The sequence below is a fragment of the Klebsiella aerogenes genome (assembly GCA_029027985.1).
In the GTDB taxonomy this organism is placed as follows: domain Bacteria; phylum Pseudomonadota; class Gammaproteobacteria; order Enterobacterales; family Enterobacteriaceae; genus Klebsiella; species Klebsiella aerogenes_A.
Map to the genome: position 1 here is coordinate 3,019,517 of CP119076.1, position 19,258 is coordinate 3,038,774.

Genomic DNA, 19,258 nt, shown 5'->3' on the forward strand with positions numbered 1-19,258 from the left:
CGAGCGTATCCTGACGGATGCGTCGGTATTTCACAAACGATTTAACACAGCATTTACACGAAACTTGCCGTGGGCAAAATAGCAAATTGCCATAGGTTGCACTCCCTCACGTTTTTATCGGTTGCACCTTGGAAAACTGTTAACCAACGCAAACAAATACGTTATATGAATGAGGTTATTTTTCTCTGAATCACGCCAATATCATTAACAATTCATTCATTTCTCAGCTTGCTAGCCAGGTCACAATTAACAAGGTTGCACAAAGTTGCAACATGGTAGATATTTCTACGCAACCGATAAAAGGGCATTACAGAGAAAACAGGAGTTCCCGCAATGGGCACCACTACCATGGGTGTAAAACTTGACGATGCGACGCGCGAGCGTATCAAGTCCGCCGCGAGCCGTATTGACCGCACGCCGCACTGGCTGATTAAACAGGCCATCTTCAATTATCTGGAAAAGCTGGAAAACGACGAGACGCTGCCTGAACTGCCGGCGCTGCTTTCCGGCGCCGCCAACGAAAGCGATGAAGCGGGCGCCCCGGCCGACGAGCCGTACCAACCGTTCCTCGAATTCGCCGAGCAGATCCTGCCGCAGTCGGTCAGCCGCGCGGCGATCACCGCGGCCTGGCGTCGCCCGGAAACCGATGCGGTGCCGATGTTGCTCGAACAGGCCCGGCTGCCGCAACCGTTAGGCGAACAGGCGCACAAGCTGGCCTACCAACTGGCGGAAAAACTGCGCAACCAGAAGACCGCCAGCGGTCGCGCCGGGATGGTACAGAGCCTGTTGCAGGAGTTCTCACTGTCGTCGCAGGAAGGCGTGGCGCTGATGTGCCTGGCCGAAGCGCTGCTGCGTATTCCGGATAAAGCCACCCGCGATGCCCTTATCCGCGACAAGATCAGCAACGGCAACTGGCAGTCGCATATTGGCCGTAGTCCATCGCTGTTCGTCAACGCCGCCACCTGGGGTCTGCTATTTACCGGTAAGCTGGTATCAACGCATAACGAAACCAGCCTCTCCCGCTCCCTGAACCGCATTATCGGCAAGAGCGGCGAGCCGCTGATCCGCAAAGGCGTCGATATGGCGATGCGCCTGATGGGCGAGCAGTTCGTCACCGGCGAAACCATTGCCGAAGCGTTGGCTAACGCCCGCAAGCTGGAAGAGAAAGGCTTCCGTTACTCCTACGATATGCTCGGCGAAGCCGCGCTGACCGCTGCCGACGCGCAGGCCTATATGGTCTCTTATCAGCAGGCGATCCACGCCATCGGCAAAGCCTCCAACGGCCGCGGTATTTATGAAGGCCCGGGCATCTCGATTAAGCTCTCCGCCCTGCACCCGCGCTACAGCCGCGCGCAGTACGATCGGGTCATGGAAGAACTCTATCCGCGCCTGAAATCGCTGACGCTGCTGGCGCGCCAGTACGACATCGGCATTAACATCGACGCCGAAGAAGCCGACCGCCTGGAGATCTCCCTCGATCTGCTGGAAAAACTGTGCTTCGAGCCGGAACTCGCGGGCTGGAACGGTATCGGCTTTGTGATTCAGGCCTACCAGAAACGTTGCCCGTTCGTCATTGACTCTCTGATCGACATGGCGACCCGCAGCCGTCGTCGCCTGATGATCCGCCTGGTAAAAGGCGCCTATTGGGATAGCGAAATTAAACGCGCGCAGATGGAAGGCCTGGAAGGCTACCCGGTTTATACCCGCAAGGTCTACACCGACGTTTCCTATCTCGCCTGCGCCAAAAAACTGCTGGCGGTGCCAAATCTGATTTATCCGCAGTTCGCGACTCACAATGCCCACACGCTGGCCGCTATCTACCAGTTGGCGGGACAGAACTACTATCCAGGCCAGTACGAGTTCCAGTGCCTGCACGGTATGGGCGAACCGCTGTATGAGCAGGTAGTGGGCAAAGTCGCCGACGGCAAACTGAACCGTCCGTGCCGTATTTACGCCCCGGTCGGCACCCATGAAACGCTGCTGGCGTATCTGGTGCGTCGTCTGCTGGAAAACGGCGCCAACACCTCCTTCGTTAACCGTATCGCCGATACCAGCCTGCCGCTGGACGAGCTGGTCGCCGACCCGGTCAGCGCGGTAGAAAAACTGGCGCAGCAGGAAGGTCAGGCCGGTCTACCGCATCCGAAAATTCCGCTGCCGCGCGATCTGTACGGCGACGGCCGCAGCAACTCCGCCGGTCTGGATCTGGCCAACGAACACCGCCTGGCTTCCCTCTCCTCTTCACTGCTCAACAGTGCGCTGCACAAATGGCAGGCGCTGCCGATGCTGGAACAACCGGTCGCCGAAGGCGAAATGCAGTCAGTGGTCAACCCGGCTGAACCAAGAGATATCGTCGGCTACGTGCGCGAAACCAGCGATGCCGAAGTCCAGCAGGCGCTGACCAGCGCGATCAACAACGCGCCAATCTGGTTCGCTACTCCGCCGCAGGAGCGCGCCGCTATCCTGGAACGCGCCGCCGTGCTGATGGAAAGCCAGATGCCGACGCTGATGGGCATTCTGGTCCGCGAAGCGGGTAAAACCTTCAGTAACGCCATCGCCGAAGTGCGTGAAGCGGTCGATTTCCTGCACTACTATGCAGGCCAGGTGCGCGACGATTTCGATAATGAAACTCACCGCCCGCTGGGCCCGGTCGTGTGTATCAGCCCGTGGAACTTCCCGCTGGCGATCTTCACCGGCCAAATCGCCGCCGCGCTGGCGGCGGGCAACAGCGTGCTGGCTAAACCCGCCGAGCAGACGCCGCTTATCGCCGCGCAAGGCGTTGCTATTCTGCTGGAAGCCGGCGTACCGCCGGGCGTGATTCAGCTGCTGCCGGGGCGTGGAGAAACCGTCGGCGCCGCGCTGACCGCTGATGAACGCGTGCGCGGAGTGATGTTCACCGGTTCCACCGAAGTGGCCACGCTGCTGCAACGCAATATCGCCAACCGCCTTGATGCGCAAGGTCGTCCGACGCCGCTCATCGCCGAAACCGGCGGTATGAACGCCATGATCGTCGATTCGTCGGCGCTGACGGAACAAGTGGTGATCGACGTGCTGGCCTCCGCTTTCGATAGCGCCGGTCAACGCTGCTCCGCCCTGCGCGTACTCTGCCTGCAGGAAGAGGTCGCCGAACATACGCTGACCATGCTGCGCGGCGCGATGGGCGAATGCCGGATGGGCAACCCAGGCCGCCTGACCACCGACATCGGCCCGGTTATCGACGCGGAAGCGAAAGAGAATATCGAACGCCATATTCAGGCGCTGCGCGCTAAAGGCCGCAACGTCTTCCAGGCGGTGCGCGAAAATAGCGAAGATGCGCGCGAATGGAGCCATGGCACCTTCGTGCCGCCGACGCTTATTGAACTCGATAGCTTCGACGAACTGAAAAAAGAGGTCTTCGGCCCGGTTCTGCACGTGGTGCGCTACAACCGTAACGAGCTGGATAAGCTGGTCGAACAGATCAACGCTTCCGGCTATGGCCTGACTCTTGGCGTGCATACCCGCATCGACGAGACCATCGCTCAGGTTACCGGCAGCGCGAAGGTCGGCAACTTGTACGTTAACCGTAATATGGTCGGCGCCGTGGTCGGCGTGCAGCCGTTCGGCGGTGAAGGACTCTCGGGCACCGGCCCGAAAGCCGGCGGCCCGCTGTACCTGTACCGTCTGCTCTCCAGCCGTCCACAAGGCGCCGTCGGCGTCACCCTCGCCCGCCAGGATGCGGAACGTCCGCTGGATGCCCAGCTGAAAACGCTGCTGGAAAAACCGCTGCAGGCGTTGCAGCAGTGGGCGGCAGGCCGTCCGGAACTGCAGGCGCTGTGCCAGCAGTATAGCGAGCAGGCGCAGAGCGGCACCCAACGCCTGCTGCCAGGACCAACCGGCGAGCGCAACACCCTAACGCTGATGCCGCGCGACCGCGTGTTGTGCGTGGCAGATAATGAGCAGGATGTGCTGACCCAGTTGGCGGCGGTGATGGCGGTCGGTTGTGAAGTGCTGTGGCCGGATAGCGCCCTGCAGCGCGATCTGGCGAAGAAACTGCCGCGCGACGTGAGCGATCGCATTCGTTTCGCGAAAGCGGATCAGTTAATCAGTCAGGCCTTCGACGCGGTTATCTACCACGGTGACTCCGATCAGCTACGTGAACTTTGCGAGCTGGTTGCAGCGCGCGACGGCGCGATTGTTTCGGTACAGGGCTTCGCCCGCGGCGAAACCAATCTGCTGCTGGAACGTCTGTATATCGAGCGCTCGCTGAGCGTCAATACCGCAGCGGCGGGCGGCAACGCCAGCCTGATGACCATCGGATAAAGTGGGTGTCCCGGCTCGCGCTACGCTGAGCCGGGCTACGTTTCCGGGAAATCTGCTGCACGATCAACTGATGACAGCCGACTTCAGCTGTGGTTAATTAAGGCTCCCGGACGGGAGCTTTTTTTATGGGAGTAGAAAAATGAAACGCACTTTACTTGCCGTGGCCGCCCTACTGGCCAGCGGTGCAGCGCTGGCGGACGACTGCAGCAACGCCAACACCCAAACTGAGATGAACCAGTGTGCCGCTGCGCAATATCAGGCGGCGGATAAAAAGCTGAATGAGACCTGGGAGCAGGCGCTGAAGCGCGCCTCCGGTAAACAGCAGGAGCTGCTGAAGAAAGCGCAGCTGGCGTGGATTTCACTGCGTGACGCCGATTGCGCGTTTCTCGCCTCCGGCGCGGAAGGCGGCAGCATGCAACCGATGCTGATAAGCCAGTGCATGACCGATAAGAGCGTCGAACGCGAAGCCTTCCTCGCCTCGCTGCTGCAGTGCGAAGACGGCGATCAGAACTGTCCGCTGCCGCCGGCCAATTAACGCACGCGGATCCCTTCGATAATCATCCGCTGGACATTGTCCACCGTCTGCTGAAAAAACTGCTCATCCTGCAGCGTTGCGCCGGTCACCGCCTCCACCTGGGTGGCGAAATCGGCGTAATGCTGAGTGGTCGCCCAAATCATAAAAATCAGATGCTGCGGGTCAACCGCCGCCAGTTTTCCGCCGTCAACCCAGGCAGAAATAATGGCCGACTTTTCATCGATCAAAGCTTTCAAATCGCCGGTGAGTTCGGCCATCAGCAGCGGCGCCCCTTGCAGCATCTCCAGGCAAAACAATTTTGAGGCCTGCGGATAATCGCGCGACACCTCAAGCTTCAGACGAATGTACTCGCGGATCGCCACCAGTGGGCTGATATCTTCGCGAAACGCCCGCAGCGGCGCCAGCCAGATAGCGAGGATCCGCTGCAGCACGGCAACATAGAGCGCTTCTTTTGACGGGTAGTAATACAGCAGATTGGTCTTCGACACGCTGGCTAATTCAGCGACCTGCTCCAGACGCGTGCCGTGAATGCCAAAGCGCGAGAAGGTCTCCAGCGCGGCGGCCAGAATAGCCTCTTTTTTCGCGCTCACTGCCTGTGAACGCTTGCCGGTTTTTTTCGCGGCGCCCTGTGCCATAGATCTTCTCCTTGTTACGACGGCCGCCAGCATAACAAAAGCCGAGGGGCGCGAAAACTGAGGATTTACCGGACGCCGCGCCCGCCTAAGGCTCGCTGCCTTCGCTTGCCGTGGCGTTCAGCGCTTTCTTACGTTTAAACTTCAGCTCGCTCACTAACACCCCGGCCAGAATAAACAGGCAGCCGACCAGCGCCAGCAACGGCAGACGTTCGCCGGCAATACGCCCGAAAACACCCGCCCATACCGGCTCGCCGGTATAGATAAGCGTCGCCCGGGTCGGTGATACGCTACGCTGCGCCCAGTTCATGGTAACCTGAATAATCGCGCTAAACCCCCCCAACCCTAACGCCACCGCCAACAGCTCCGGACGCATTGGCGGAATACTCTCGCCTGCGGGCGCCATCGCTGCGAAAGCCACCAACGATGCGGTCGCCAGCTGCACTACCGTCACCCGTCGTACATCCACTTTGCGGGCCCAGGCGCTGATCAAAATAATTTCCGCGGCGATCGCGATCGCGCTGGCCAACGTAATCATTTCGCCGATCCCCAATGCCAGCAGGTTATTTTCCGGCCCGGCCAGCAGGATCAGGCCGATAAACGCCAGCACAATACCGACGCAGGACATCACGCCGGGCATTCTCCCCAGACACAACCACTGCAGCAGCGGCACCAGCGGTACATACATTGCGGTAATAAACGCGGACTTACTGCTGGAGATCGACTGTAGCCCCCAGGTCTGCAGGCTATAGCCCAGCGCGATGGCCACGCCAATCGCGACGCCGGCCTTAATTTCAAGCCAGGTCAGGCCGCGCAGCGTGCGTAGCGACAGCAGCGCGACCGCCAATGCCGCGGTGGCAAAGCGCAGGCCAACGAAGAAAAACGGCCCGCTGAAGCTGACGGCGTACTGCACAGCAAGAAAGGTTCCGCCCCAGAACATGGTGATCACAATCAGGATCAATTCCTGCGGCGTTATCGATAATTTGAGCGAAGACATGAGACGACCAATAAAAGGAGTAGCCGAATAGTCTCTCAGGGCGTTCAGGGGAAAGGCAACACCCTGAGGCATAAAAAAACCGCCGACAAACGTCGGCGGCGAGGGTGATGCGGCAAGACCCGGGAGATTAACACCGCATCATTCATCGGCAACCCGGTTAGCTATTGCGGTTGCCGTGGCTGTTTTTGCCCCCTTTTTTGCCAGCCTCCGAAGCGCGTTGAGGATCGTTTTTAAAGTTCCCCCCGCTATGCTGACCACCTTTACGACCCGCTTCTGAAGCTCTGGCACGATCCTCAGCAAAGTTGCCGGAACCGCCACGATGGTTTGCCATTACTGACCTCCACGATATTAGACGTCATGGTGTATTGCGAAAACCGAGGCCGCAGCCTCCGCGACATATGGCCTGGCCATTATGTATCGCGTGCTTTTAAGCGTAGTAAATGAAACTCATTTCACAGCGAAATAGTAACATCCAGCAACATTTAGAACAGGCAACCGACCTGCCGCCGCAGACGGCTCCGCTAAACATTTCTTATCATGGCTGAAATTTGTCCAGCGTAAAATGTATCAATTTGCTACACGCCAGGTTGCAAACTAATCTTTGCGATTTTGTTATAAATCAAACAAATGTTTGTTGGATTTGCACTCTGCGCCATACGCCTTATCTTTATAGATAGCCAGTCGTTTGGCTGGACAATTACGCAACCGAGGAGTGATGCAAATGGCTAAAATTCTGGTGCTTTATTATTCAATGTATGGACACATCGAAACCATGGCCCATGCCGTTGCCGAAGGGGCAAACAGAGTCGACGGCGTTGACGTGGTCGTGAAGCGTGTGCCGGAAACTATGCAGGCTGAAGCGTTTGCCAAAGCAGGCGGGAAAACGCAAAATGCGCCCGTCGCCACACCGCAAGAACTGGCGGAGTATGATGCCATCATCTTTGGTACCCCTACCCGTTTCGGCAATATGTCCGGACAGATGCGCACCTTCCTGGATCAGACCGGCGGCCTGTGGGCGTCCGGCGCGCTGTACGGCAAACTGGCCAGCGTCTTCAGTTCAACCGGTACCGGCGGTGGCCAGGAACAGACAATTGTCTCAACCTGGACTACGCTTGCCCATCATGGGATGATCATTGTGCCTATCGGCTACGGCGCGCAGGAGTTGTTTGACGTCTCCCAGGTTCGCGGCGGCACGCCATACGGCGCGACCACCATCGCCGGCGGCGACGGCTCCCGTCAGCCAAGCCAGGAAGAGCTGTCCATTGCCCGCTATCAGGGCGAGCACGTGGCAAATCTGGCTGTGAAACTACACGGTTAACCTGCAACAGGAGGAGATGCATGCCGAATCAAGAAGCAAAGACCCACCATGTGGGCGAATGGGCAAGCTTACGTAATACCTCTTTGGAAATCGCCGAAGCCATTTTCGAACTAGCGAATTACGATGAAAAGCTGGCGGAGAAAATTTGGGAAGAAGGCAGCGATGAAGTTCTGCCGCTGGCTTTCGCCAAAACCGACAAAGACAGCCTTTTCTGGGGCGAGCAGACCATCGAACGCAAAAACGTCTGATGGCAATATAACACGGACTTCAGGCCGCGCACATTGAAAACCCGGATCGCTCCGGGTTTTTTGTTTTACTTCGCCGCCTCGTTCATCACCTTTTTGAACGTTTCAAATGGGCAGAATCCCTGGTCGTCAACCGGGCAGCCGTTTAGCGCCAGAGTGACCCGCTGCGGCGGGGATTGCAGAGTCAACGCCTAGGCGTTGCGAAGCTGCTCGCCGCTTTGATAAACATACTCAATCTTCATCAGCTCACGATTGGCGCCGCTATCATGCCAGCGCTGGAACAGCAGCTTACCGCCGATGGGTGTCCGTTCGTATTGGCCAGGCAGCTGATACGCTTTAAAGTCCAGCGCCGTCAGCAGTGAGGCGATATTTGAATCATGCCCGACCAGCAGCGTCACTTTTGCCGCCTGAGCACTATCGCCGACCAGCACGTTATCAATATATTTCACCAGCGGTTTGGCGACGTTGCGCGCCACTTCCGCCGAGGTAAACAGGCTATCCTGATAGCCGTTTTTCAGCTTTGATAATACCTGCCACTGCTTATCGCTGGTTATCTCACCCCACGCCACCTGATCTTTCGGGAAGCCTTCGTAATATTGCAGGGTGAACGCATCGACCAGCGAGTTACCGACCTTCAGTGGCCCGGAGACGCCCGGCTCCTGCTGATACGTCGCGCTAAAGGCATCTTTGCCGTCGCTAAGCGAACAGACCTTCTTCTCTTTGCAGGATGGTGAATTGCGATAATCGGTCATCGCTTCCAGTAGCTTGTAACTCTCAGCCAACTGCATTCCCTGGCGCTCTTTTTCCATCGCCTGTACCGCTTTTTGCGCGAAGGCGGCGGAGTTGTCGGTAATAACCGGGTTAAACGTCGGATCCATGGTGCCCATTTGCGGCTGATGGTGCACTGGCACGCCACACCCCGGGAAGGCGCCGGTGATAAAGAACTGCGCGGTGGCGACGGTGCGCTGCAGGCTATTGGCATAAGCATAAACCGCGTTCTCCGGCGGGCATTCGCCGCTGGTCACCAGCTTCTGCTGCGCCAGCCACTCGCGCATATAGTGACCCATATACACTTCCAGCACCCCGCCCTTGGTGGTCAACTGACCGCCGGGGACATCCCACTGCGGCCAGGATTTCGGCGTCGACTGCTCCAGCACGCTGCCGTTATTGGCTAACGGCGCGCGCAGGTTGTGGCGGCTCATGATCAACACCTGCTGCAGCTGATACCCCTCTGGCGCTGCCGCGTCCTGCGCCTGCGCGCCAGCGGATAACAACACCGCTCCGGCCACTGCGGCGGCGAGTAGACTTTTTTTCATCCCTTCATCCTCAGTCATTTATTATCGTCGCCATCATTGTGACGGATTTATGACATTTTTCCGGGCAATGAATCGCAAACTGAGGCGTCGGTCGCTTTTTTAGCGCTTCAACTGGTCGCCATAATTTTGCATCCACTCCGCCAGCGGTTGTAGCGCACTGCGCATCGACAGGCCAAGCGGCGTTATCTGGTACTCCACCCGCGGTGGGATTTCAGCGTATACCGTCCGCGACACCAAACCACGCTGCTCGAACAAGCGTAGCTGGCGGGTCAGCTCTTTTTGGGTAATCGGCGCTGCCGCGCGTAGCAGTTCGCCAAAGCGTACCGGCGTGTTGAGCACGATCAGTCGGTATAAAATAGGGATCGCCCATTTCCCGGCGATCAGGTTCACGAAGTCCGTCATCGGACAAGGCTGCTGGTCAAAATTTTTTTGCGCCGTCCGCGCCGCTGTTGCCGTCATTGCACACCTCTTTGCGCATTAGTATCCATTTGGTACCTGGTATCCTTTGGATACTAAAGTTTTTATAGTGCCTTTTCCACCCGCAGACTGGAGTAAGAGAAATGGCACGTTTAGCAGGAAAATATACGTTAATTACCGGCGGCACCAGCGGCATTGGGCTAGCCACCGCGCAGGCTTTTATCGCCGAGGGGGCGAAAGTCGCGATAACCGGACGCAATCCGGCTGCGCTTGAGCAGGCGCAAAGGTTATTAGGCGACGATGGCTGGGCCATCGCGGCGGATGCTGGCGATATCGCCGGACAACGGCAGTTAGCGCAGACGCTAGCTGAACGCTGGCCGCGGCTGGATGCCGTGTTTATCAACGCCGGCGATGTCACCCACGGCGCTTTTCGCGACTGGACCGCCGAGCAGTGGGACCAGTTGATGAACATCAACCTTAAAGGGCCATTCTTCCTGTTGCAGGCGCTACTGCCGCTGCTGGCGAATCCATCATCGGTGATCCTCTGCGGGTCGGTGAGCGCACATATCGGGCTGCCCGCCAGTAGCGTTTATGCCGCCAGTAAAGCCGGGATCTTATCGCTGGCGCGCACGCTATCGGCGGAGCTGCTGCCACGAGGGATACGCGTCAATGGCCTGAGCCCCGGCCCGGTTCGCACTCCGGCGCTAAACAAACTGGGGCTCGACGCCGATGCGTTGCAGTCTTTACAGGAAGAGATCAAAGCGCTGGTGCCGTTAGGCCGCATGGGGACGCCAGAAGAACTGGCGCAAGCGGCGCTGTATCTGGCATCGGATGAATCAAGTTACGTCGTGGGAACGGAGCTACTGGTCGATGGCGGCACCGGTAATCTCTGAACCCGGCAGGCGGCGCTTATTCCGGGAGTGGAACCGCCGCCAGCGTACAAATCGCCTCGTGTTCGCCGCCGCGGCGATCGACGATAACCACTTTATCGCCGGCTTTTTTTCCTTCGCAGGGTTTTAAAACTTGCTCGACGATCCGTTCGCGAACCTGTTGGCTTTCCGACTGCGCCCAACTGGCAAACGTCGTCAGCGCAAGCGCCGCCCCAAGCAGGCAAGCGATACTCTTCTTATACATGGATAACTCTCAGAAAATTCTCAGTCACGGCCCAGCCTAACAGCCGCAAAGCCGTCCGTCTGTAAAATGGCTTAACGGAGTGTTACATCAAACGCCGAAGCGCCCGCAGACGGCTATCAACACATTCACATCTTTAATACTTTAACACAACGTGCCCTGCAACGCGGTTTACGCATTTTTAGGTCATCTTTCGGAAACATCCCGATGTTATCTTTCCCGGGAGACGGTATTTTTTCTTCTGTTTAAACAAAATATTAGGTTAATTTATGTCGGGTTTTCTGCTCTTTATCGTGGCCATCGCTCTGCTGGGCGTCGCCATTTACAGCCTGGTGTCCTACATCAAAGAACGCCGCGCGAGTCAGTTGCCAACCGATAAAAAAAAGAAATAATCTCCCTTTGCCAATCTTTACACCTGGGTAGCGTATTAAAAAGAAGGCAGGCGCTAAGCCTGCCTTCTTGTCCAACATCACAGCGAATTAAGACTCCCAAGCCTGTTCCGCTTTCGTCGCATCAAACTGCGGCGGCGGTTTACGGAAGCGTCGGGTCAGATAAGCCAGATACAACAAGCCCAGCGCCGCCCATACCAGACCCAGCGTCAGCGAGGTCGCCTCAAGATTCAGCCACAGAACCCCGACCGTCAGCGCGCCCACCATCGGCAGCAGCAGATAATGGAAGCGATCTTTCCAGGTTTTGTTATAGCCCTTGCGGCGCCAGAAGTGGTTAAACACCGACAGGTTAACAAAGGTGAAGGCCACCAGCGCGCCGAAGTTGATCAATGCCGTGGCGGTTACCAGGTCGAAGAACAGCGCCGACAACGCAACGATACCCACCATAATCACGTTCAACGCCGGGGTACGCCATTTCGGATGGACGTAACCGAAAATACGCTCCGGGAAGACGTTATCGCGGCCCATCACATACAACAGACGAGAGACGCTGGCATGCGACGCCAGGCCTGACGCGAGGGTGTTAACAAAAGTGGTGCACAGGAAAATCGACTGGAACAGCTTGCCGCCGACGTACAGCGCAATTTCCGGCAACGCGGCATCCGGATCCTTAAAGCGGTGAATATCCGGGAAGAACAGCTGCATAAAGAACGACGCGGCGATAAAGATAATCCCGCCGTACATCGCGGTAAGGAAGATAGCTTTCGGGATCACGCGCGCAGCGTCCGGCGTTTCTTCGGAAAGCGTGGTGACCGCATCAAAACCGAGGAACGAGAAGCAGACGATCGTCGCGCCGGTAATGATCGGGATCAGATGCGCATTCTCGCTGATAAACGGCTGCAGCGACCACACGGTACCGACCCCCTCGCCTTTATGTAATCCCTGCACCACCAGAATCACAAACACCACCATGATCGAAATCTGCACCAGCACGAACAAGGTGTTGAAGTTCGCCACCAGACTCACGCTCTTCAGGTTGGCGGCGGTGAGGATCGCCACAAAGGTCACCACCCATACCCACGGCGGTACTTCCGGGAACAGCGCCGAAAGATAGATCTTCGCCAGCAACACGTTAATCATCGGCAGGAACAGATAATCGAGCAGCGACGACCAGCCGACCATAAAGCCGACGTGCGGGCTAATCGATTTTTGCGCATAGGTGTAGGCCGATCCCGCTTCCGGGAACTGGCGCACCAGTTTACCGTAGCTGATAGCGGTGAATAACACCCCAGCCAGCGCCAGCAGATACGAAGCCGGAACGTGGCCGTTGCTGATGCCGGAGACAATACCGAAGGTATCAAACACCGTCATCGGGGTCAGATAGGCCAGCCCCATCATCACCACCTGCCAGAGTTTGAGTGATTTGCGCAGACGCGGTTTACCCGCCTGAGAAGCGCTTTCTGTAGGAAGATTAGCAGCCATGACGCATCCCCCCCATGCCGATAACAGTTTGCGGGCACAAAGACCGGGTAACAAACCTGCTTAGCAAGGGGGTAAGGCGTAAATAAAAGGGTAAGACGGACCGGTGAACGGCGGTAAGTTGGCATCCCATGCGGCCAAAGAGGCCCCCTTCTCCCTGCGGATATTTGAACATCTGCATCATCTCATTTCCTCGTCACACACTGTGTCGTTAACTGAAGCCCCGTTGCCGCCTGCGCTCCTTAACGCGACATCCGGGAAATGGCTGGGCTCCCAGCAAATAGGACGACCAGGCTCCGCTCAGGCCGTATGATGCTACTGATTATCAAAGCAATGCGCCCCTTACGGGGCGAACATCAGGCGTTTTTCAACATCCACTCAATTTCAGTTTCTGTAATCAGACGCTCAAACTGCAGTAACTCATCATGCTTACAGGCGTGATAAACGTGGCAGAAACGCTCGCCAAGACGCTCACGCAGATGATCGTTTTGCATAAACTCCCACAGCGCGTCACTCTGGCGGATTGGGAACGGCAGCCCTTCTTGCTCAAGGCCGTTACCTTCCACCTCTTCATGCAGTGGCAGTGGATTGTCCAGTCCGTGCAGAATGCCGGCAAAAATCGCCGCCATCACCAGATACGGGTTGGCATCCGCGCCCGCGACGCGATATTCGACGCGGTGGTTGTGACGATCGCCGCAAGGAATACGCAGCGCGACCGTACGGTTGTTATGCCCCCAGGAGGCCTGCGTCGGCACATACATGCCCGGCTGGAAGCGACGGTACGAGTTCACGTTCGGCGCCAGCAGTGCCATCGACGACGGCATCAGGTCAATCATCCCGGCCAGCACGCGTTTCAGCAGCGCTGAATCCTCGCCGTCCGCATCCGCCAGCACGTTTTCACCTTTATTGTTCTGCATGCTGATATGGATGTGCATCCCGCTACCCGCATGCTCTTCATAAGGTTTCGCCATAAAAGTGGCGTGCATCTTATGCTTCTCGGCCATTAAACGCACGAGACGTTTTAATGCCAGCGCATCATCGCACGCATCCAGCACGTTATCGGTGTGATGCAGGTTGATTTCGAACTGCCCGGGCGAGGCTTCCGCCACCGCGCCATCCGCCGGGATCAGCTGCAGCTGGGCCAGTTCGTCAATGTCGTTAAGGACATCGGCGAAGTGGTTGAGATTATCAACGGAGTAAACCTGGCTTTGAGTATTACGGTCTTCGGTGCCCGGCGCGCACGGCGGCTGGAGGTAGCCTTCCGCATCGCGTTTGCGATCGAGTAAATAGAACTCCAGCTCTACCGCTACCACGGGGAACAGTCCGCGCTGGCGGAGCTGCTGCCAGAGGCGGTTGAGTACGTTCCGCGGCTCAACGTCAAAGGGAGCGCCATCTTCATCAACCATGGTCAACAGCACCTGGCCAATATATTCCGGATCGGCGGCGGACGGGGTTAAGGTGCCCAGTACCGGGACGCAGCTGCGGTCCGGTTCGCCCATATCCTGGCCAAGCCCGGCCTCTTCAACCACGTTGCCAAGAATATCCATCGCAAAAACGGAGGCCGGGAAGTAACAGCCTTTTTCCAGTTTGCTCAGGCTAGCCACCGGAATGCGTTTGCCGCGGAAGCAGCCATTAAGGTCAGTGAGTAGGACATCGACATACTGGGTATTGGGGTAGGTTTCGAGGTAGCGCTTCACTTCTTTAGCGAATGCGCTGACCCGTCTCTCTTCCGTCTGCTGAACAAAATTCTCAACTTCTACGATATTGGTTTCCATGATTCACCGCCGTTGTTTTAGTTTTCGGACCCTGACGCAAAACGTCAAATATAATGTCCACCATTCGAATGTGTATGCAAACAAAATGTTTGTCAAATGTTAAATTAAGTTTGCAAACGGCTATTTCCACTGCTAGATTGAGAAAATATTGAACGATATGGCCGTTTAATAGACATTAGCGGTCATAATTTAGTCCACTTTGTGAGGGCGATCATGGAAAATATAATGTACAAGCCAGTTATTGGCGTCGTGATGTGTAGAAACAGGCTTAAGGGTCACCAGACCCAGACTCTGCAAGAAAAGTACCTGAATGCGATTGTGAACGCCGGCGGACTCCCCATCGCCCTGCCGCACGCGCTGGCCGAACCGGAATTGCTGAATACGTTAGTCGATAAACTGGACGGGATTTACCTGCCAGGCAGCCCCAGCAATGTGCAGCCGCACCTTTATGGTGAAAACGGCGATGAGCCTGACGCCGACCCCGGGCGTGATCTTCTGAGCATGGCGCTAATTTCCGCCGCACTCGAAAGGCGCATCCCCATTTTCGCCATCTGCCGAGGGTTGCAGGAACTGGTTGTCGCCACTGGCGGGACTCTGTATCGTCGTCTGTTTGAACAGCCGGAACTGCTGGAGCATCGCGAAGATCCTGAACTACCGGTGGAGCAACAATATGCGCCATCCCACCAGGTGGAAGTCCAGGAAGGAGGATTACTTTCTCAGTTAATACCGGGCTGCAACACGTTTTGGGTAAACTCGCTACACGGCCAGGGAGCAAAAACACTCGGTTCACGTCTGCGGGTGGAAGCGCGTTCGCCAGATGGGTTGGTTGAGGCGGTCAGCGTTAACGACCACCCTTTCGCGCTGGGTGTACAATGGCATCCTGAATGGAACAGTAGCGAATACGCCCTATCGCGTATGTTGTTTGATGGTTTTATCACCGCCTGTCAGAGCCATGTCGCCGAAAAGCGGCGGCTCTGACCACTACCGTTAAGGAAATGCAAATATGAGCGATGACGGACTGGCGCCAGGGAAACGTCTGTCAGAGATCCGCCAACAGCTGGGTCTTTCACAGCGTCGTGCCGCCGAACTGTCTGGGTTAACACATAGTGCCATCAGCACCATAGAGCAGGACAAAGTCAGTCCTGCCATCAGTACGCTGCAAAAGCTGCTGAAAGTATATGGGCTGTCGCTCTCGGAATTCTTTTCTGAACCTGAAAAACCGGATGAACCGCAGGTCGTTATTAATCAGGACGATCTTATCGAAATGGGGAGTCAGGGCGTTTCAATGAAGCTGGTTCATAACGGAAATCCGAACCGTACGCTGGCGATGATTTTTGAAACTTACCAGCCTGGGACTACAACCGGGGAGAGAATTAAGCATCAGGGTGAGGAGATAGGCACCATACTGGAAGGTGAAGTCGTGCTGACCATAAACGGTCAGTCGTACCACCTGGTGGCTGGACAGAGCTATGCCATTAACACCGGCATCCCGCACAGTTTCAGCAACACCTCGGCAGGTATCTGCCGCATTATCAGTGCCCATACCCCCACCACATTCTGATTTCTTAGCCTGAGCAGGTTTCAGGCTTTCTTCAGGCCTGTCGCGGCGGATGCAATATTTCCGCCGCGGCGAAGAACTCGCAGCAATAATATCTGCGCAGTGCGGAAATCTTATTTCCTGCCGGCCCCCAGATAATTAACGCCAATTAATGGCGACCCGCCCCTAAATAATTCGAGTTGCAGGAAGGCGGCAAGAGAGAGAACACTCAGGAGCAGAGATAACTATGTGACTGGGGTGGACTCGCGCAGCCAACGCACATGCAGCTTGAAGTATGACGGGGAAAAACGGTACTCAACTCCGGGGATGCCCTGCGCCCTCTGAAACGCCGAACCCTATATTTTGCCGATGATGTTTTTAAGGAGTCATGATGAATTTTCAGCACCTGGCTTACTGGCAGGAAAAAGCGAAAAACCTGGCCATTGAAACGCGATTATTTATTAACGGCGAATATTGCGCCGCAGTCGATAATACGACCTTTGAGACGCTCGACCCCGCCGCTCAGCAGACGCTGGCGCAGGTCGCCCGCGGCAAAAAAGCCGATGTCGAGCTGGCGGTGAAAGCCGCGCGCCAGGTTTTTGATAACGGCGACTGGTCGCAGGCCTCTCCGGCGCAGCGTAAAGCGGTACTCAACACATTTGCCGATCTGATGGAAGCCCATCGCGAAGAGCTGGCGCTGCTGGAAACGCTCGATACCGGCAAACCGATTCGCCACAGCCTGCGCGACGATATTCCCGGCGCCGCCCGCGCCATCCGCTGGTATGCCGAAGCGCTGGATAAAGTATATGGCGAAGTCGCGCCGACCGGCAGCAACGAGCTGGCGATGATCGTGCGCGAACCGATTGGCGTGATCGCAGCGGTCGTGCCGTGGAACTTCCCGCTGCTGTTGGCCTGCTGGAAGCTCGGCCCTGCGCTGGCGGCCGGTAACAGCGTGATCCTTAAACCCTCGGAAAAATCGCCGCTCACCGCCCTGCGCCTTGCCGGGTTAGCGAAAGAAGCCGGTCTGCCGGACGGCGTATTGAACGTGGTAAGCGGCTTTGGCCACGAGGCGGGACAGGCGCTGGCTCTACATCCTGACGTCGAAGTGATTACCTTTACCGGCTCTACCCGCACCGGCAAACAGCTACTGAAAGATGCCGGTGACAGCAATATGAAGCGCGTATGGCTGGAAGCAGGCGGCAAAAGCGCCAATATCATCTTCGCCGACTGTCCGGATCTGCAAAAAGCGGTCAACACCACCGCTGGCGGCATTTTCTATAACCAGGGCCAGGTCTGTATCGCCGGCACCCGTCTGCTGGTAGAGGAGAGCATCGCCGATGAGTTCCTCGCACGGCTGAAAGAACAGGCGCAAAACTGGCAGCCGGGCAACCCGCTCGACCCAAACACCACCATGGGGATGCTGATTGATAACGCGCATGCCGACAGCGTGCACAGTTTTATCCGCGGCGGCGAAAGCAACAGCACGCTGTTCCTCGACGGGCGTAAAAATCCGTGGCCTGCCGCCGTCGGCCCAACCATTTTCGTTGATGTCGACCCGGCCTCGACCCTCAGCCGTGAAGAGATTTTCGGTCCGGTGCTGGTGGTCACACGTTTTAAAACCGAAGAAGAGGCGCTGCGGCTGGCCAACGACAGCAACTATGGTCTCGGTGCTGCGGTATGGACGCGCGATCTCTCCCGCGCGCACCGCATGAGCCGCCGCCTGAAAGCCGGTTCCGTCTTCGTCAACAACTATAACGATGGTGATATGACCGTCCCGTTCGGCGGCTACAAGCAGAGCGGCAACGGGCGCGATAAATCGCTGCATGCGCTGGAAAAATTCACCGAACTGAAAACTATCTGGATTGCTCTGGAGTCTTAATCATGACTGAACATACCACTAGCTACTATGCCGCCAGCGCCAATAAATATACGCCGTTCCCGACGCTGGACGAATCGATCAGCTGCGACGTCTGCGTCGTCGGCGGCGGCTACACCGGCCTCTCTTCGGCCCTGCATCTGGCCGAAATGGGCTACGACGTCGTCGTGCTGGAAGCAGCGCGTATCGGCTTCGGTGCCAGCGGCCGCAACGGTGGACAGCTGGTTAACTCCTATAGCCGCGACATCGACGTCATCGAAAAAAGCTACGGCCCGGACGCGGCAAAAATGCTCGGCAGCATGATGTTCGAAGGCGGCAATATTATCCGCGAACGCATCCAACGCTATCAGATCCAGTGCGACTACCGCCCGGGCGGTCTGTTTGTCGCGATGAACCCGAAGCAAATGGAGACGCTGGAAGAGCAGAAAGCCAACTGGGAACGCTATGGCAACAGCCAACTGGAGCTGCTGGACAGCCACGCCATTCGTCGTGAGGTCGATAGCGATCGCTACGTCGGCGCCCTGCTCGATCATAGCGGCGGACATATTCATCCGCTGAACCTTGCTATCGGCGAAGCGGACGCCATTCGTCTTAACGGCGGCCGGGTCTATGAACAATCGCCGGTCACGCGTATTCAGCACACTAATCCGGCGGTGGTCAGCACCGCTCACGGCCAGGTGACCGCCCGCTATGTCATCATCGCTGGCAACGCTTATCTCGGCGATAAGGTTGAGCCGGAGCTGGCGAAACGCAGCATGCCGTGTGGCACTCAGGTGGTGACGACCGCCCCGCTGTCGGAAGCGTTAGCGCGCTCGCTGATCCCGAAAAACTACTGTGTAGAGGATTGTAACTATCTGTTGGACTACTACCGTATCACCGGCGACAACCGCCTGCTGTACGGCGGCGGCGTGGTCTACGGCGCGCGCGACCCGGACGATGTTGAACGACTGATTATGCCCAAGTTGCTGAAAACCTTCCCGCAGTTGCAGGGGGTGAAGATTGACTATCGCTGGACCGGCAACTTCCTGTTGACCCTGTCGCGCATGCCGCAGTTCGGCCGTCTCGATAACAATATTTACTACATGCAAGGCTACAGCGGCCATGGCGTGACCTGTACTCATCTGGCCGGGCGCTTGATTTCAGAGCTGTTGCGCGGCGATGCCGAGCGTTTCGACGCCTTCGCCAAACTGCCGCACTACCCGTTCCCGGGCGGGCGCAGCCTGCGTATTCCATTTACCGCCATGGGCGCCGCGTACTACAGCCTGCGCGACCGTCTTGGGGTCTGATTCGCCGTTCGGTTCAGTGATTAACTTTT

Annotated in this window: 17 protein-coding genes and 1 pseudogene; 10 read left to right on the plus strand and 8 right to left on the minus strand. The window is 57.1% G+C overall.

Translation table 11 applies throughout. The annotated features are described in order from the left end of the window. The first annotated feature begins 333 nt into the window (after positions 1 to 333). Both putA and PYR66_14490 read left to right on the plus strand, forming a co-directional pair. The gene (gene putA / locus PYR66_14485; protein WEF26533.1) at positions 334 to 4,296 is read left to right on the plus strand and encodes a trifunctional transcriptional regulator/proline dehydrogenase/L-glutamate gamma-semialdehyde dehydrogenase; all 3,963 of its coding nucleotides are present in this window, start codon (positions 334 to 336) and stop codon (positions 4,294 to 4,296) included. Between the two features lie 139 nt (positions 4,297 to 4,435). Further along, positions 4,436 to 4,831: a lysozyme inhibitor LprI family protein gene (locus tag PYR66_14490; GenBank protein ID WEF26534.1), complete on the plus strand. Its 396-nt coding sequence runs from the start codon at positions 4,436 to 4,438 to the stop codon at positions 4,829 to 4,831. Here the strand turns inward: PYR66_14490 and rutR are convergent. From rutR to PYR66_14505, 3 genes are all read right to left on the minus strand, one after another. Then, entirely contained in the window at positions 4,828 to 5,466 is a 639-nt protein-coding gene (gene rutR / locus PYR66_14495) for an HTH-type transcriptional regulator RutR (protein WEF26535.1), read from the minus strand. The two genes, PYR66_14490 and rutR, sit on opposite strands and share 4 nt — an antisense overlap. Before the next feature lie 85 nt (positions 5,467 to 5,551). Further along, the gene (locus tag PYR66_14500; protein ID WEF26536.1) at positions 5,552 to 6,460 is read right to left on the minus strand and encodes a DMT family transporter; all 909 of its coding nucleotides are present in this window, start codon (positions 6,458 to 6,460) and stop codon (positions 5,552 to 5,554) included. A 157-nt stretch (positions 6,461 to 6,617) separates the two neighbouring features. Continuing rightward, the gene (locus PYR66_14505) at positions 6,618 to 6,791 is read right to left on the minus strand and encodes a general stress protein (GenBank protein ID WEF26537.1); all 174 of its coding nucleotides are present in this window, start codon (positions 6,789 to 6,791) and stop codon (positions 6,618 to 6,620) included. A gap of 390 nt (positions 6,792 to 7,181) precedes the next feature. Here PYR66_14505 and wrbA point away from each other — a divergent pair, with 390 nt between their 5' ends. Both wrbA and PYR66_14515 read left to right on the plus strand, forming a co-directional pair. Beyond that, on the plus strand, positions 7,182 to 7,778 hold the full coding sequence (gene wrbA / locus PYR66_14510; protein ID WEF26538.1) for an NAD(P)H:quinone oxidoreductase: 597 nt from the start codon (positions 7,182 to 7,184) through the stop codon (positions 7,776 to 7,778). Positions 7,779 to 7,798: 20 nt separating this feature from the next. Then, entirely contained in the window at positions 7,799 to 8,026 is a 228-nt protein-coding gene (locus tag PYR66_14515; GenBank protein WEF26539.1) for a YccJ family protein, read from the plus strand. Positions 8,027 to 8,091: 65 nt separating this feature from the next. On the opposite strand, the pseudogene agp reads toward PYR66_14515, so the two are convergent. Together agp and PYR66_14525 are read right to left on the minus strand one after the other, a co-directional pair. Continuing rightward, positions 8,092 to 9,339: pseudogene (gene agp, locus PYR66_14520) on the minus strand (bifunctional glucose-1-phosphatase/inositol phosphatase). A gap of 99 nt (positions 9,340 to 9,438) precedes the next feature. Further along, positions 9,439 to 9,798 (minus strand): helix-turn-helix domain-containing protein, encoded by a 360-nt coding sequence (locus PYR66_14525; protein WEF26540.1) that lies wholly within the window; start codon positions 9,796 to 9,798, stop codon positions 9,439 to 9,441. 101 nt (positions 9,799 to 9,899) lie between these two features. Between PYR66_14525 and PYR66_14530 the strand changes: the two genes are divergently transcribed. After that, on the plus strand, positions 9,900 to 10,649 hold the full coding sequence (locus tag PYR66_14530; GenBank protein ID WEF26541.1) for an SDR family oxidoreductase: 750 nt from the start codon (positions 9,900 to 9,902) through the stop codon (positions 10,647 to 10,649). A gap of 16 nt (positions 10,650 to 10,665) precedes the next feature. On the opposite strand, the gene PYR66_14535 is transcribed toward PYR66_14530, so the two are convergent. Continuing rightward, positions 10,666 to 10,890 (minus strand): hypothetical protein, encoded by a 225-nt coding sequence (locus PYR66_14535; protein WEF26542.1) that lies wholly within the window; start codon positions 10,888 to 10,890, stop codon positions 10,666 to 10,668. A gap of 266 nt (positions 10,891 to 11,156) precedes the next feature. Between PYR66_14535 and PYR66_14540 the strand changes: the two genes are divergently transcribed. Then, positions 11,157 to 11,279 carry a small membrane protein gene (locus PYR66_14540; protein ID WEF26543.1) on the plus strand — a complete coding sequence of 41 codons (123 nt, stop codon included), beginning with the start codon at positions 11,157 to 11,159 and terminating at the stop codon, positions 11,277 to 11,279. An 87-nt stretch (positions 11,280 to 11,366) separates the two neighbouring features. On the opposite strand, the gene PYR66_14545 is transcribed toward PYR66_14540, so the two are convergent. After that, positions 11,367 to 12,758 carry an APC family permease gene (locus PYR66_14545; GenBank protein ID WEF26544.1) on the minus strand — a complete coding sequence of 464 codons (1,392 nt, stop codon included), beginning with the start codon at positions 12,756 to 12,758 and terminating at the stop codon, positions 11,367 to 11,369. Positions 12,759 to 13,111: 353 nt separating this feature from the next. Continuing rightward, on the minus strand, positions 13,112 to 14,530 hold the full coding sequence (locus tag PYR66_14550) for a glutamine synthetase family protein (protein ID WEF26545.1): 1,419 nt from the start codon (positions 14,528 to 14,530) through the stop codon (positions 13,112 to 13,114). Positions 14,531 to 14,755: 225 nt separating this feature from the next. Between PYR66_14550 and puuD the strand changes: the two genes are divergently transcribed. The 4 genes from puuD (at position 14,756) to PYR66_14570 (ending at position 19,229) form a co-directional block, all read left to right on the plus strand. Further along, complete coding sequence (gene puuD / locus PYR66_14555; protein ID WEF26546.1) at positions 14,756 to 15,508, plus strand: gamma-glutamyl-gamma-aminobutyrate hydrolase; 753 nt, start codon at positions 14,756 to 14,758, stop codon at positions 15,506 to 15,508. A 25-nt stretch (positions 15,509 to 15,533) separates the two neighbouring features. Continuing rightward, positions 15,534 to 16,091, plus strand: a complete 558-nt coding sequence (puuR, locus tag PYR66_14560; GenBank protein ID WEF26547.1) for an HTH-type transcriptional regulator PuuR — start codon at positions 15,534 to 15,536, stop codon at positions 16,089 to 16,091. Between the two features lie 367 nt (positions 16,092 to 16,458). After that, positions 16,459 to 17,946: an aldehyde dehydrogenase PuuC gene (puuC, locus tag PYR66_14565; protein WEF30459.1), complete on the plus strand. Its 1,488-nt coding sequence runs from the start codon at positions 16,459 to 16,461 to the stop codon at positions 17,944 to 17,946. A gap of 2 nt (positions 17,947 to 17,948) precedes the next feature. Further along, positions 17,949 to 19,229: an FAD-binding oxidoreductase gene (locus PYR66_14570; protein WEF26548.1), complete on the plus strand. Its 1,281-nt coding sequence runs from the start codon at positions 17,949 to 17,951 to the stop codon at positions 19,227 to 19,229. Positions 19,230 to 19,258 lie beyond the last annotated feature (29 nt).